Origin of the sequence: Prevotella sp. P3-92 (genome assembly GCF_002251205.1) — a bacterium.
Lineage (GTDB): Bacteria > Bacteroidota > Bacteroidia > Bacteroidales > Bacteroidaceae > Prevotella.
The window spans coordinates 82,282-97,033 of record NZ_NPJE01000062.1 but is presented as its reverse complement, the minus strand read 5'-3'; the positions used below and the strand labels follow the sequence as shown (position 1 = coordinate 97,033).

General features: G+C 42.5%; 12 protein-coding genes. 1 reads left to right on the top strand and 11 read right to left on the bottom strand.

Going from position 1 to position 14,752, the window contains the following annotated elements; all coding sequences use genetic code 11:
* Positions 1-74: 74 nt before the first annotated feature.
* The 7 genes from CIK93_RS10805 to CIK93_RS10775 are packed head-to-tail and all read right to left on the bottom strand — an operon-like array spanning position 75 to position 8,483.
* Positions 75-1,250 (bottom strand): glycosyltransferase family 2 protein, encoded by a 1,176-nt coding sequence (locus tag CIK93_RS10805; RefSeq protein WP_094447365.1) that lies wholly within the window; start codon positions 1,248-1,250, stop codon positions 75-77.
* A gap of 3 nt (positions 1,251-1,253) precedes the next feature.
* Positions 1,254-2,150, bottom strand: a complete 897-nt coding sequence (locus CIK93_RS10800; RefSeq protein WP_094447364.1) for a glycosyltransferase family 2 protein — start codon at positions 2,148-2,150, stop codon at positions 1,254-1,256.
* Between the two features lie 3 nt (positions 2,151-2,153).
* Positions 2,154-3,683, bottom strand: a complete 1,530-nt coding sequence (locus CIK93_RS10795; protein ID WP_094447363.1) for an O-antigen ligase family protein — start codon at positions 3,681-3,683, stop codon at positions 2,154-2,156.
* A 4-nt stretch (positions 3,684-3,687) separates the two neighbouring features.
* The gene (locus tag CIK93_RS10790) at positions 3,688-5,871 is read right to left on the bottom strand and encodes a hypothetical protein (protein WP_094435957.1); all 2,184 of its coding nucleotides are present in this window, start codon (positions 5,869-5,871) and stop codon (positions 3,688-3,690) included.
* A 17-nt stretch (positions 5,872-5,888) separates the two neighbouring features.
* Entirely contained in the window at positions 5,889-6,851 is a 963-nt protein-coding gene (locus tag CIK93_RS10785; RefSeq protein WP_094389421.1) for a TolC family protein, read from the bottom strand.
* A gap of 22 nt (positions 6,852-6,873) precedes the next feature.
* The gene (locus CIK93_RS10780) at positions 6,874-8,091 is read right to left on the bottom strand and encodes a sugar transferase (protein ID WP_094439177.1); all 1,218 of its coding nucleotides are present in this window, start codon (positions 8,089-8,091) and stop codon (positions 6,874-6,876) included.
* A 23-nt stretch (positions 8,092-8,114) separates the two neighbouring features.
* Entirely contained in the window at positions 8,115-8,483 is a 369-nt protein-coding gene (locus CIK93_RS10775; protein WP_027449457.1) for a response regulator transcription factor, read from the bottom strand.
* Between the two features lie 238 nt (positions 8,484-8,721).
* Here CIK93_RS10775 and CIK93_RS10770 point away from each other — a divergent pair, with 238 nt between their 5' ends.
* Positions 8,722-10,212, top strand: coding sequence for a xylulokinase (locus CIK93_RS10770; RefSeq protein ID WP_094435959.1), 1,491 nt, complete (start codon positions 8,722-8,724; stop codon positions 10,210-10,212).
* A 90-nt stretch (positions 10,213-10,302) separates the two neighbouring features.
* On the opposite strand, the gene buk is transcribed toward CIK93_RS10770, so the two are convergent.
* From buk to gmd, 4 genes are all read right to left on the bottom strand, one after another.
* The gene (gene buk, locus CIK93_RS10765) at positions 10,303-11,370 is read right to left on the bottom strand and encodes a butyrate kinase (protein WP_094447362.1); all 1,068 of its coding nucleotides are present in this window, start codon (positions 11,368-11,370) and stop codon (positions 10,303-10,305) included.
* Positions 11,371-11,479: 109 nt separating this feature from the next.
* Complete coding sequence (locus CIK93_RS10760; protein ID WP_094447361.1) at positions 11,480-12,319, bottom strand: phosphate acyltransferase; 840 nt, start codon at positions 12,317-12,319, stop codon at positions 11,480-11,482.
* 32 nt (positions 12,320-12,351) lie between these two features.
* A complete protein-coding gene (locus tag CIK93_RS10755; RefSeq protein ID WP_173815140.1) occupies positions 12,352-13,557 on the bottom strand; it encodes a GDP-L-fucose synthase in 1,206 nt (401 codons plus the stop codon).
* Positions 13,558-13,622: 65 nt separating this feature from the next.
* On the bottom strand, positions 13,623-14,711 hold the full coding sequence (gmd, locus tag CIK93_RS10750; RefSeq protein ID WP_094389416.1) for a GDP-mannose 4,6-dehydratase: 1,089 nt from the start codon (positions 14,709-14,711) through the stop codon (positions 13,623-13,625).
* Between the last annotated feature and the right edge of the window lie 41 nt (positions 14,712-14,752).

The following is a 14,752-nucleotide window of genomic DNA, read 5'->3' as shown; positions in this document are numbered from 1 at the left end:
ATGACAGAAGGCGCTATGAAAATCCATAACGCAATGTCAATGATATGTATGATAGTCCACATGGTATAGGGAGTTTATCGTTTTGTATGATGAAACTTTTTGTCGAGGTAATCTATAAAATCGGCTATCTTTGAAAGACCAGGAATGCACCTCATGAGTATCAAGGGTGATTTAAGCGAAGAGCGACTCCAATTCTCGTCAACAAGATAGTCTGGTGTTGCTAAAGCAAAGATAAATAGAACAAAGGCAAACAATGCCCACCATTTCAATGCCAATGACATATAGATGAATGGGAGAATAGCGCTCATCATTACAACAAGTCCCATCAACACCATACGAGGCATCAGCATCCATTGTATAATCTTGTCTGCCAAGTCGTATTGGCGAGTCAGTATTGCCCAAGGAAGATGATGGATATTCTTGAGTAGTGTAACGAACTGGCTTTTTATCCATTGACCACGTTGACGGTTGAAATCTTCTGCATGTTGTGGCTTTTCGTCATAGACATAAAGGTCTTCCACATATTCCACAAATACGTGTTGTTGGAGTAGAATAGACTCTAGATTCTTATCATCCCAATTGGCCTTAAATTGGAGAATTGTAGATTTGAACCATTCGTAATCAAACGCCATTCCTGACATACAAAGACTGGCAGATAACCCCAAACGATTGTGTCCTTTACGGAATATGGTGTTGTTGATTTCTTCAAAAATAGCAGCCATCTGTGATACTTGACTCTTGCTGTTTCTTGAGACACGATGTGCCTGAAGAGCTCTCGTGCCTGCATTCTCGTAGGCGGTATTGATCTTTTCCAGGAAATCAGACTCAATGATGTTGCCAGCTTCAAGAATTATAACGACATCGTAGAGCTTGAATTGGGGCAGATTTGAAATGGCCAATTGGAAATACTTTGCCTTATTGCTTTCTCGGAAATTGGGGGTGAGTAGTGTAATAGGTTGCTGTGCCAAATGGAAATTGGTCATCTCGTTGTTGCGATCTGATATGACAGTGATATCAAATAACCGTTGAGGATAATTCTGACCTAATGCCGAGGCTACTGTTTGCTCTACGTTACTATTGCGGTATGAAGGTATAAGAATGATGAAACGGTTCTGATGTTTCACTTTCTGGGTGTAATGACGCTTTGGCAACATTGCTGCCAAAGTGAAAATCGTCATATATATCACCGTAAATGATATTAGACAGAATAATGTGATGTCACAGAAGTATAAGAGTGTCCAGATGTCCATAATCTAAAGTTTTATGTAGTCAACAATGCCATTGATTACGGATAGTGCATGACGCAACTTGCCATGAAGGAGCGATAGCAACATATCCTTGGGTGCTACAATGCCGATTAAATACAATTTTGAGCATAGCCCCTTGAAACCAGAATAATTCCTTTTGACGAACAGCAAACGGTTGCGTGTAATGTAATACATGCGAAGTGGTGAGCTTTGGCCTGTGGCGCGGCTTTCCTTATGAAAGACTGTAACAGTAGGGTCGTACCAAATCTCATAGCCAGCCCGACGTATCATTATACTCCAGTCTAATTCCTCATAATAAAGGAAGTAACATTCTGGCATCATTCCAACTTGGGCAATAACTTCACGCTTGACCATCATAGCAGCCCCATGGGCATAGGGTGTTGGATGGGCTGTATTATATTGTCCATGATCTTGCTCATCATAGCCGATAGCACTGTTGCGCATGGTGATAGACGACAAGGGAGTGTAGCCTGCAAATTGAATGGGGGCTTCGTCCCAAAAGAAACGTATCTTTGGGCATATAGCGCCAATCTTAGAAGATGAGGCAAAACGATTGACCAAGGCTTGAAGATTCACTTTGACTTTGCTCTCACGAAAGAATACTGTATCGTTATTGACAAAAAAAAGAAATTGTCCTTTTGCTGCTCTGATACCGAGATTATTTCCTCCAGCGAAACCAAGATTCTTATTACTTCTAATTACCCTAACTTGAGGATAACGGTGTTCGATAATAGTGGCTTCATCATCACGGGAAGCATTATCTACCACTATCACCTCTAATGGATAATCATCAAAGGGGATGGTGTCAATCAGCGAACAGGTGTCGTCAAGTCCGTTGTAATTGATAGTGATGATAGATAATAATGCTTCCAATGTCTTGATGTTTTATACTCGCGATGCTTTCTTTTTCTCCAGTTTTAGTCGCTTTCGTTCAGCTTCTTTCTCTAATAATTTGTTTTCCCATTCAGTCCATTCCTTTTCCATATAGGGTAGAGCATAGACTAAACTGAGACCACCATAGTAAATTAAACAGTTGGGGAAATTCAATAGAATTTGGTTGGCATAACCTCCTAATTGCATTGATACAAAGGCGCAACATAATCCTGCACCAATACCTCGCATGGATGGGCTGTTTATCCTAAATAGGACAGTCCAACATGCTCCACCTAACATGATGAGCATGGTCAATACGAAAGTTATGATACCTATCTTGCCTGTACGTACCCAAATATATACATATTCTGAGTCAGGGGGAATTTCTGTCAAGATACGGTATTTGTTATTGGCAGGTACTTGTTCGCGTTCCATACCTATGCCAATTCCCCAAGGGGCTTCTTTGATATATTTCTTGATGGATTCCTTGTTTACATCACGAACATTTAAAGAGGCGTCGCTTCTGTCAAATGCTGTGCGCATACGTCTGATTGAGCCGTTGCTGTTTCCGATATTGGTAAAAGCTAAGATGAAAAATGCAATGCCAAAGGTAATACCCACAAAGGCTGACAGTTTGACGGATTTTGCTAAAACAGTATAGAACGCAATGCCTGCGCCAAAACACACAATAGCTGTACGGGTGCCCGACGGAAACATCGCCCATGTACAGGCAATGCCTGTGATGAGGAAAAAATAACGGTATTTTTTTACTTTGCTGGTTAAGGCAAAAATCAAGAATGCTACAGCCGTAGAGGCAATACCAATTCCGAAACTTGCTGCGTCATTGTGTGTTGAGAAATAACGTATGAGTGTTCCCCATTGGATGATATGTGTACTAAATCCTCTTCCATATATCCATGCATGTTCACCATTGGTGAATCCTATATATTTCTGTTTCCACACCCAAAAAACAGAGAATAAGGAGAGGGATCCCCAAAATATCAAATAATATATGAGAATCTTGGGCTTGTCGATATAGATAATATAGACTAAGAATGCATAGAGAATCTGGAAAGCCATGAGTCTGGCACCAGTGTACCAAGCATAGACGTTCATTCCAAGACCACAGGTGTCATTGAAGATTTCCAAGGTACAAAATCCACACCAAATCATCAAAGCATAAAGCATCATGTTTCCAGTACGTTCAAAACATGGAGATTTACGAGCATCGATGATGGCTATGACCAACAAAACAATTTCCAATGCTTCGTTATAAAATGACAGTGGTATGCCAGAGGGTATCCAGTTGTTCTTTGAAAACCATTGTATAAAATAGTTGATAAAGAACAACAGCCAAAATGTTGCTGTACGCCATCGGAATGCCACATAAATGGCAATTACAACCAAAGGTAACAGACATATCAATGCGAACATGCCAATACCAACTGTAACCAATTGGTAGATGGCGGCTGAAAACAGGAGAAAGAGCAATAATGCTCTTCCTCCGTATCTGTCCGTATAGGTTGCGAACTTATTCTGCATGTATTTACAGGGCTTTGTTGTTTTCAGTGGCTGTCAATCCTAACTGAGACATGCGATATACAAAGTTGTTGAACTTAGTATAAGGTGGCAATTGACCGACAAACTCTTCAACAGCATAGCGGCTTGCCTCTGTCAGATACATATAGAGTGTGTTCTTGTGATCTTCGTCCAGCATGGCCTCTACTTCCTTCAAGGCTTTCTGATCGACATCCTTCCAGGTGCGGTTGGCACGAGTTACCATGAGGTTGACAGTACCCATGTTTAGCAATGCTGGAGCAATGGAGTTGTCGTTGAGGTTCGGGTACTCAATGATGGCAATCTCATCGGGCAAGATATCTGGGCACAAGTCTTTGATGCCGTTTGCCATAATGAATTTGCTGTCTTCTGCCAAGAAGTCTTCGTCGTATGTAAGACGGCGAACTTGCAGACCGATGGATATCCAATAGTTTTCCAATTCCTGAGCGAGATAGCTCCTTCCATTACCTGAGTCGGTAGAGATGAGGTTTAACACATTCTGCTGACCTTCCTTGAAATGGGGAAGCAGTGCCTTGCTCAACTGGCGCAATGACATATCGGCAATGGTCTTGTTGAAGCGGCGATAGCGCAGATTGCTTTCGCGTGGGAAACAACCCATGACGGGTACTTTGGTGATGCGTTCTGAACGCATACGGTCACGAAGTGTACGATCGAGCAATTCGATAATGAAGAAGTATAAGGCTGTCAGCATGAAGGTCAGAAGAAATGCACCCAACAGAATCATGATACGATTGGTAGGCTGTGCATTCAAAGGGAACATCGGTGGGTTGAGTACACGGAGGGTGGCGGTACTCATCTGCAAGTTCTTCTGACGCAGGCGTGCTGCATTCAAAGCTTTCAGCATTTCCATATAGTTTCCTTCCACAAATCCAATATGACGCGCTTTACGGTCCAAGGTGGCACCAATAGGAGAATAGAACAGATATTGGCGATCGAGATTCTGTTGCATGATATCTGTTGCTGACATCTGTGCTTTCACTTTTTCCATGGTCAACATTTGATCCAGCCACTTATCAATCATTGGCTGAGCCTTAACACCAGTTTCGGTGCTGTAACTACCAGCTTCAATGTCGTGGGTGAGTTTTCTAACACGTTGTGTAGTGGCTTGGAGTTCTTTCTGTGCTTTTGCCAGTTCTTCCTGCGCCTCATTATTGAGGTCACCACCTTCTCCGCTCATCAGTCGAAGGTTAGAGATACGTGACTGTAAACGTGAAATATCCTTGATTTCGTTGGTGAAACTCTGGTTTGCGCGGATTACTTTGGCACGATCGCCCAAATGACGCTCCAAGTAGTCCAATATGGCTTTTGAAGTGGTATATTCCATCAATTGGTCGTTGCGGAAATTCTGCTGTTGGGCTTCCAAACCACTTAACTGCTTGGTCTGTTCACCATAGTTGATGATGCGTTTCGAAACGTTGTAGCGAATGAGATCATCTTCTGCGCCTGTCAGAATACGATAGAGGCGAGCAACCTCACGCTCAAAGAACTTGATGACATTGTTGGTTTCACCGAAACGAATCAACTGATATTGGCGAGCGAAGACTTCATTCAAAATGTCCAATGTATTATAAGCAATACCTGCATCGTTGGCGGAATAACCTATATCAATGATATCACTATTATTTAATTGTACCACTTTTAAGCGTGAGGTGATTTGGTTTACACCGAAATATGGGTGATAGTTAAGTAAGCCAAAGATGTAGTTGTCTTGGGAGGGCTTAACGTATGCTTTTAGGTTGGCATAGGATGCCGATTCGCTGTTGCGGTTAATCAATGCCTTGACTTCTGCAGGAACTTGGGCGTCAAGTTCACGGAAGTGTTCGGCTGAGATGTAGTTGTTGTCTTTGTTTGGATTGCCATACATCATACAACGAGCAAACAGACGAAGGGAAACCTCATTGATAGTAGTCTCTGTAGTGATGATGAGCATCAAGTTATTGATGTTGGTTTGGGGATTGCCACCTGCAACACCCACACCACCTTCAATATTGTAGCCGGTAATCATACCAGTATAAATAGTGGCATTAGTGTCGTAAACGCGGTCCATGTGGCGGGTAGAGAACCATGCTATGATAAGGGCTATCATGGGGAAGATAACCAAATACCAACGTATCTTATATAAAAATCTGACGATATATCTGAATAAATCCATATTAGTAAGGCGTTATGTTATTTCTTTTTGTTGTTTTTGGCAGCTTCGCGTTCTGCTTTTTTCTGTGCTTCGCGTTCAGCTTTCTCTAACTGGCGATAGCGTTTCTCTTCATTTTTTACTTCTTCTGCAATACGCTTGTCAACAGCTTTGTTCTCCTTAGCAATCTGCTTGTCAGATTTCTGGATGGTATCATCAAGTGTTACGTCTGTTGTAGCATTGGTTATGATTGGTGTGCGAGAGAGAATTTCCAAAGTGATGATGTCTGTCATCAGTTTGGTTTGAAGCGTTTGGTATTGCTGAACTACGCTGAGCTCATGCATCTTGGTGTAGGCATAGTTTTCCATAGTCATGTTGCCCTGATGGAAATCTTCCTGATTCAAAGAGCCGGCACCTTGGTATGCTGCAGCACTTTCACTGGCGGTCTTTAGAGTAATCAAATTGTTGGTAATGGTCACATAAAGAATACCAATTTCCTTTTTTAAATCTTCAAATTCAATGTCTTTTTTTAATTTTGCCTGTTCAGCCTCAATGCGCTTGCGTTTAACAGATGCGCTGAGGTCAAGGATGTCTTCCAATGGAACGGCAACATTGACACCAACATTCCAATAACTCTGTTCGGTTCCTTGAAATTGGTATAGTGTCGGGCTATAAGCCGACGAACTGTTTCCCCACATATCGGCCTTACCATAACTATAGCTGGCATGACCTGTGACGTATGAAAAGATATGGCGCTTCTGTTTGGCAACTTCTGCCTGTGCCAACTCCTGCGCTTTTGCCAACGACAGAATCTGAGGATTCTGTTTGGCGTTTTCATACAACACGGATAATGGTGGTAAATGGAAGGTGGAAAAGTTGAGCGTGTTGTTTTCGCTGGAATCGAAGAATCCAGCGCTAATGCCACTTTCGTCCAACTGAGCATGGGCGGCAGTACCTGCACCAGTTAGAACTAAGAGCAATAGTAGTCTCTTGATTTTTTTCATCTCAATTTAGTTAATCTAATTTTTAAACGTTTTCTTTCTGGATAAATGCAAAGAGTGTACGGAATATAATCTTCATGTCGAGCATGAAGTTATAGGTCTGTCCATACGTGATGTCAAGTTGTTTGCGCTCTTCGGCAGACATATTGCCGCCTTTGCCGCGCTCTTCTACTTGCCAAAGGCCGGTAAGGCCCGCGGGGGCCATGAAACGGTCAATGCTGGTGTCAACGGTTAGCTTTTCTGCCTCATATAGAGGAAGCGGACGATTGCCAACAATAGACATATCACCTCGAAGGATGTTAAACAACTGTGGAAGTTCGTCAATGCTGTATTTGCGGATGAAACGACCTACCTTAGTGATGCGTGGGTCATTTTCTATCTTAACAAATGCGTTATTATTCTCTTCTTCACGCTTCTTGTTGAATTCGCTTTCTGCTACAACGTAGTTGTCTCCAATGAGCATCACTTCTTCATCGCCAATCATCATGCCGGATTCCATACCCATGGTGAGCATTTCTTGCTCAGCCTCGTCACCCAAAGGTGCTGTAATGCTCTTCTGCTTATCGGCCTCTTCTTTTTGATCAGTATCCTTTTCTGCATACTGGTTATGATCTTTGCTTAATTCCTTTAATCGACGCTCTGCATCTGCATACATGCTACGGAATTTAAGGAAGTTGAATACTGTGTAATTGGTACCTACTCGTTTCGATTTGAATAGAATCGGTCCTTTGCTTTCCAAACGAATGGCAATGGCAGTAAGGATGAATACAGGTGAAAGCAGGATGATAGCAATGCTAGAGAATATAATATCGAAAAGACGTTTCCAAAGTGGAATTTTGAATTTTAAAATTTTGTGTTTGGAGCTTTCGTCATCGAAAAGTATGTTCTCACGATCGGATATGAACTGAATTTTCTTGTTCAATGCCGTAACAGACGCATCACATTCTATGGTATCATTGATACCGCATTTCATATAAATATCACGCTCCTTTGGTGTCATAGCATTGGTAAGGAGAATGATATATACATTGTGGCACTTCTTGCGAAGGTAGGTGATGGCGGTGATGTCTTCGTTGCGGACACTACGTTCGTAAAACACAATAAAATGCTCATTGCGTACGTGAGGCGTACACAATTGAGCAGTATCCTTATAAGCATTGGTTATACGAACCATCTGCCCTGGGATGTATTTTAGTTTTTCCTGTGTTTTTGGATTGTTTCCTAAGTAAACAACACCTATCATATATTATATGTGATTTCTCAAAATTAGTTTGGTAAAATCTTCTTCACACGAATTTTAAGCTCCATGGGATTGAAAGGCTTAACAATATAGTCTTCTGCACCAATCTCCAATAGGCGAATTCGCTCACTTGTGGAATCTTCACTTGATAACATGATTACTGGGATGTGACGGAACAACTCGTTCTGCTTAATCCACTCCAAAAAATCGTCTCCTCGCATTCCTGGCATACGGATGTCGGAGATAATCAAGTCGGGAGTGTTACCGGCCTGAAGCCATTTTACGCCCTGTAGCCCGTCGGGGAGCCACTGAACATCATAGTCACTCATCAAGTAGATTGAGAGCACCTTTGCGATGGTCTCTTTGTCATCAAGGATTAATATTTTCTTTTTCATTTATGAACTGAACTTTATGTTTTGGTCGTGATTTTTGTTTGGCCATGGCAGGATAGAAGTTGACTTCATTCTGTTTATTAGGCTTCTTTTATGCGCAAAGGTAGGAAAAAAAATTAAAAGTAGCGGTATATTGAGCAAAAAAATGAGAAAAAAAGATGAAAAAAGACGATTTTCTAAAAAAAAATGAAGAACTTTGTAGGCAGAAACGAATTATAAATAAATTATTAACTATTGTATTATGTCAAATAGATACCTATTAGGTTTTGACGTGGGCAGTTCTTCTGTCAAAGCGTCGTTGGTAAATGCCGACACAGGCAAGTGTGTTGCTACTGCTTTTTATCCTGAAAAAGAAGCTCCTATTATGGCTGTAAAAGCAGGATGGGCAGAACAGGATCCTCAGATGTGGTGGGATAATGCCAAATTGAGTTTGAAGAAAATTATGGCTGATGCCCAGGTTAAGGGTGAAGATATCAAGGCTATTGGTATTTCCTATCAGATGCACGGCTTGGTATGTGTAGATAAGAATCTGCAGGCGCTGCGTCCTTCTATTATTTGGTGTGATTCACGTGCAGTACCTTATGGCGAGAAAGCATTCCGTGATTTGGGCGCAGAACAATGTCTTGGTCACTTGTTGAATTCACCAGGTAACTTTACTGCGGCTAAATTGGCATGGGTGAAAGAGAACGAGCCCGACATTTATGAGAAAATTTATAAGGTGATGTTGCCAGGTGATTATATTGCCATGCGTCTCTCAGGTGTTGCCAATACTACAGTAAGTGGATTGAGCGAAGGAATGCTTTGGGATTTCAAAAATAACAGAGTTGCTGATTTCTTGACCAAATATTATGGCTTTGATGAGTCGATAATCAGCGATATCGTTCCGACTTTCAGCATTCAGAGTGAAGTTTCGGCAGAAGCTGCTGCAGAGACAGGTTTGGAGGCAGGAACCCCGATAACCTACCGTGCAGGTGATCAACCCAACAATGCATTGTCGCTTAATGTGTTTAATCCTGGAGAAATTGCATCTACAGCCGGAACATCAGGTGTGGTTTATGGTGTGCTTGGAAATGTTAACTACGACAAGAAAAGTCGTGTGAATACATTTGCACACGTCAATCATACTGAAGAACAAACCCGTTTGGGCGTACTGCTGTGCATCAATGGTACAGGTATCCTAAATGCATGGGTTCATCGTAATATAACTCCTGAGGTTGGTTATGCAGAGATGAATGATCTCGCTGCTACTGTTCCTATCGGAAGTGAAGGAGTTACTGTTATTCCTTTTGGAAACGGTGCAGAACGCGTATTGGAGAACAAGGAAATTGGCTGTTCGTTCAATGGTGTTAATTTTAATAAGCACAATCGTGCACATCTTGTACGTGCTGCACAGGAAGGTATTGTGTTCTCGTTCTGCTATGGTATGGAAATCATGCAACAGATGGGTATGGATATCCACAAGATACATGCTGGTAAGGCTAACATGTTCTTGAGTCCATTGTTCCGTGATACCCTCGCAGGTGTTAGTGGGGCAACTATTGAATTATATGATACAGATGGATCGGTAGGCGCTGCCAAGGGTGCTGGTATCGGTGCCGGTATCTATAAAGACAATAATGAGGCTTTTGCTTCTTTGGATAAACTTCAGGTGATTGAACCGGATGAGGCACACCGCGCAGAGTATCTTGCTGCTTACGCCCGTTGGAAGGATATTCTGAAAAACAATATCTGATTATAGATATTGCTTCATATAGTTTCTCCTCTCTTGCTAATAACAAGAGAGGAGTTTTCTTTTTCTCAGAATCTAACTACTGTGTTGGGGCTATTGGTAAATTTGTGCCTTGCTAGTTCCTTTTAATACAGATAACGCATTGAGAGCTAATGCTTCCATTTCGTTTTCTCCAGGAAAACAATAAACAGGTGCGAGGTAGCCGATTCTGCGACGAAGCTCGTTAGTAATGTAATCACTATGTGCCATGCCCCCTGTCAATAGAATAGCGTCAACGTTACCGCAAAGTACTGCACCTTCTGCTGCTATTTGTTTTGCCGTGTGGTAAATCATGGCATCTGTAATGAGTTGTGCTTGTTTGTCTCCATTCTTGATGCGTTCTTGTATCTCTTTCATGTTGTTGGTGCCAAGATGTGCGGTAAGTCCTGCTTTTCCTGCTATTCGCTTCAGTAATTGTTTTTCTGTATATTTTCCACTGAAACAGAGGCGGATGAGGTCTGCTGCCGGCAAGGAACCTGCACGCTCTGGCGAGAACGGACCTTCACCGTCGAGAGCATTGTTGGTGTCGATGGCCTTTCCGTGTTCATGTGCTGCTACGGATATGCCTCCTCCTAAGTGGCAGATGATGAGATTGAGGTCTTCGTATCTTTTACCGATTTCTCTTGCGTATCGTCTTGCAATGGCTCGTTGATTAAGAGCATGCCATATACAGATGCGAGGCATGAGCGGACTACCGCTGATACGTGCTAATGGAGAGAGTTCATCGACAACTCCTGGGTCAGCAATAAATGCGCGACAGTTTGGAATTGTGATGGCAATTTCATGTGCTATCAGACAACCAAGATTGCACGCGTGATTGTGCATGACGCATCCGTGTAGTGTGTCGTTGAGCATCTGCTCGTTGATTTCATAAACTCCACCTGCAATAGGCTTAACCAAGCCTCCACGTCCAATGACAGCATCGAATTTTACAGGAATATTGGCACGGTGCAGTTCTTTGATGACAAGATTGCGTCGGAAATCCTGTTGTTCGGTAATAGCATCGTAGACAGCCAATTCATCGGCAGAGTGGGTGATGCTATGAAGGAGTATTGGCTTTTCGTCTTCATAGACAGCTATCTTTGTCGATGTTGAACCTGGGTTGATGACGAGAATTCGCATAGTTTTTGATAATTAGTTAATGACTTTCTGTACTTATCTCATTCCCTTGTTGTTTTCTTTTTGGCTTTTCTTTTAGAGTGCCGTTTTTGTGGAAAGAACTTGTTTTGAGTTAATCCGGTAGGCTTGATAGGGCGAAGAGTATGCTGTTGAATTTTGCTTCGGCACAGTCGCCACGTGAAGGTACCACGACTGGATGGGAAGCTCCACAAAGCATTCCTGCTGTTTTCGCTCCTGCAAATAGTGTCATGGATTTGTAGAAAACGTTACCTGCCTCTATGTCTGGCATGATGAGCACATCGGTTTCGCCCATCAATGGTGATTGCAGACCTTTAGCCTGTAAGGCTTTTAAAGAACATGCTGTTTTGATGTCTAGAGGACCATCTACGATGCAATCACCATAGATGCCATCTTTCGCCATCTGACAAATGTCTTTATAGCCGTCAACGAACGGGAAACGCTTACTTGGTTTCTCAGAACAATGAATAAGGGCAATACGTGGTTGACGGATGCCCATGGCATGACATACTTCTGAAGCGTATCTTACCTGTTCGATGCGTTGCTCGTGAGTGGGATATGGAATTACCGCAGCATCGCTAAAGAAGAGCATTTTGTGGTATGTGGGTATCTCTGCCAATGTGAGGTGGGTTAGGATACGTCCTTCTGGAAGCAGTCCATGTTCCTTGTTAAGTACTGCACGTAGGAGCTGGTCTGTTCCAATGAGTCCTTTCATAAGGACATCGGCTTCTCCGTTTCTTACCATGGCCACGGCCTTGTTGGCTGCTTCTTCTGGTATGTCATCATTTACATAGATAATTTCTGCCAATCCAAGTTGTTCACATTGGTTGAGCGCAGACTTGGTGGCTTCGTCATAGACGCATACAGCAGCAATTTTACGGCATTTTCCATTCTGCTGCAGTTTGTTACGGAGTTCTTCAAAGGATTGAATCATAGGCTTTAGTTATTTTTTTATTGTTAGGATTTCTATATCAGACTTTGCCGATACCATTCAAAGAGTTTTCTTACTCCATTTTCAATCTCTACGTGATGCGTCCATCCCAGTGAGTGTAGTTTGGAAACATCGATGAGCTTGCGCATGGTTCCGTCAGGTTTTGAGGTGTCGAAAACGATCTCACCATTGAATCCTATGGTTTCCCTTACCAATTCTGAGAGTTCTCTGATGGTGAGTTCTTTTCCTGTTCCTACGTTGATGTGACAGTTGCGGATTTCTCCAAGGGCAGGAATTGCACCACCACGTCCTTCAGAATTGTTTCGATCTACGAGACCATTAGTCTTTGCACCGTAGAAAACAGATGAATATTTTTCTATTCCAATGATGTCTTTGAAATCTACGTTTAAGAGAATGTAAACACTTGCGTCTGCCATGTCTTCACTCCATAGAAATTCGCGTAGTGGAGTGCCCGTTCCCCATAAAACAACCTTGTTGTCGTATATGCCGTAGAATTCTAATGCTCTTAGAATACGTTCGTGGCTATTATTTCCATCGACATTACCTTCTCCGATGAGGGCTCGTAATTTGTCTGTGGGGTTGATGGGGCGTTTATTCATATCTGTCTCGATACTCTTCCAGTCTTGTTCGTGGATGAGTTTTGCCAGATAGATTTTTCGCATCATAGCAGGCATGACGTGACTGTTTTCAAGATGGAAGTTGTCGTTTGGTCCGTAGAGGTTGGTTGGCATCACGGCGATATAATTCGTGCCGTACTGTAGATTATAGCTCTCACACATCTTAAGACCTGCTATTTTGGCAATAGCATATTCCTCGTTGGTGTATTCGAGTGGTGAGGTAAGCAAGACATCTTCCTTCATGGGCTGTGGCGCGTTTTTAGGATAGATGCATGTTGAGCCAAGGAACAGCAGTTTTTTGACTTGGTGTGCATAGGCTTCGCTGATAACGTTGCATTGCATTTTCATGTTCTGCATGATAAAGTCTGCACGGTAGAGGGAATTGGCCATGATGCCACCTACGAAAGCCGCTGCAAGGACAACAGCATCAGGTTGTTCTTGATCGAAGAACTCTTTGACTGCTATTTGGTCAGTCAGATCAAGTTCTTTATGGCTTCGCCCAACGAGATTTGTATAACCCCGTTGCTTGAGATTATTCCAAATGGCTGAGCCTACGAGCCCGTGGTGTCCAGCTACATATATTTTGCTGTTCTTGTCCAACATTGTTGTCTTTGTTTTGACTTTTATCTTGTTTATTTTTACCCCGTTGTGGGTTGTTTTATTTATAATTACTCTGGGAGCTGTGCTTTGAGGAAGAGTTTTTTGACGAAGGTCATGTCATGTCGAACCATGATTCTGACGAGTTCTTCAAAGGATGTCTTCTGTGGGTTCCATCCCAGTGTGTTTTTGGCTTTTGCAGGATTTCCGAGTAGTTGGTCAACTTCTGCAGGGCGGAAGTATTTAGGATCTACTTCTACAAGAATTTTTCCTGTTTTCTTGTCTATTCCTTTTTCGTCTATACCATCGCCACGCCATTCCAATTCAATACCAGCCTCCTTGAATGCGAGTGTCGCAAACTCACGTACAGTATGGTATTCGCCTGTTGCAATGACAAAATCATCGGGTTGGGGCTGTTGTAGTATAAGCCACATGCATTCGATGTAGTCTTTTGCGTATCCCCAGTCACGGAGTGAGTTGAGGTTTCCGAGATAGAGCTTGTCTTGATAGCCTTGTGCAATGCGTGCGGCAGCAAGTGTTATTTTTCTTGTGACGAATGTTTCACCTCTTCGTTCACTTTCATGATTGAAGAGAATACCGTTACAGCAATACATGCCGTAGGACTCCCGATAGTTTTTCATGATCCAATAGCCATAGAGTTTGGCAACAGAATAGGGCGAACGGGGATAGAATGGAGTTGTTTCGCTTTGCGGAACTTCTTGTACTTTTCCAAATAGTTCTGATGTTGAGGCTTGGTAGATGCGACAGCTTTTTTCCAGTCCGCAAATTCTTACTGCTTCGAGAAGTCTGAGTACTCCTGTTGCATCAACGTCTGCCGTATATTCTGGCACGTCAAATGACACCTTTACATGGCTTTGTGCTGCAAGGTTGTATATTTCCGTAGGTTTTGTTTCACCAATGATTCTGATTAGCGACGAAGAGTCTGTCATGTCCGCCCAATGGAGGTTGACGAGTCGTTTTTTCTTCATATCGCGTACCCATTCATCGAGATAGAGATGTTCTATTCTTCCTGTATTGAATGATGATGAACGTCTTAGGAGTCCATGTACTTCGTAACCTTTCTCGATGAGAAATTCAGCGAGGTATGAACCGTCTTGTCCAGTAATTCCTGTGATGAGGGCCACTTTCTTGTCTTCCATATCTATGTTATTGTGTTAGTCTTGTTTGGTTTAAGGATTAT

What these genes read in the sequence shown, in the direction of transcription:
- CIK93_RS10780 (WP_094439177.1), bottom strand. Translation starts at nt 8,091, where the DNA reads ATGATAGGTGTTGTTTACTTAGGAAACAATCCAAAAACACAGGAAAAA.
- CIK93_RS10770 (WP_094435959.1), top strand. Translation starts at nt 8,722, where the DNA reads ATGTCAAATAGATACCTATTAGGTTTTGACGTGGGCAGTTCTTCTGTC.
- CIK93_RS10805 (WP_094447365.1), bottom strand. Translation starts at nt 1,250, where the DNA reads ATGGACATCTGGACACTCTTATACTTCTGTGACATCACATTATTCTGT.
- CIK93_RS10785 (WP_094389421.1), bottom strand. Translation starts at nt 6,851, where the DNA reads ATGAAAAAAATCAAGAGACTACTATTGCTCTTAGTTCTAACTGGTGCA.
- CIK93_RS10755 (WP_173815140.1), bottom strand. Translation starts at nt 13,557, where the DNA reads ATGTTGGACAAGAACAGCAAAATATATGTAGCTGGACACCACGGGCTC.
- gmd (WP_094389416.1), bottom strand. Translation starts at nt 14,711, where the DNA reads ATGGAAGACAAGAAAGTGGCCCTCATCACAGGAATTACTGGACAAGAC.
- CIK93_RS10790 (WP_094435957.1), bottom strand. Translation starts at nt 5,871, where the DNA reads ATGGATTTATTCAGATATATCGTCAGATTTTTATATAAGATACGTTGG.
- CIK93_RS10760 (WP_094447361.1), bottom strand. Translation starts at nt 12,319, where the DNA reads ATGATTCAATCCTTTGAAGAACTCCGTAACAAACTGCAGCAGAATGGA.
- CIK93_RS10795 (WP_094447363.1), bottom strand. Translation starts at nt 3,683, where the DNA reads ATGCAGAATAAGTTCGCAACCTATACGGACAGATACGGAGGAAGAGCA.
- buk (WP_094447362.1), bottom strand. Translation starts at nt 11,370, where the DNA reads ATGCGAATTCTCGTCATCAACCCAGGTTCAACATCGACAAAGATAGCT.
- CIK93_RS10775 (WP_027449457.1), bottom strand. Translation starts at nt 8,483, where the DNA reads ATGAAAAAGAAAATATTAATCCTTGATGACAAAGAGACCATCGCAAAG.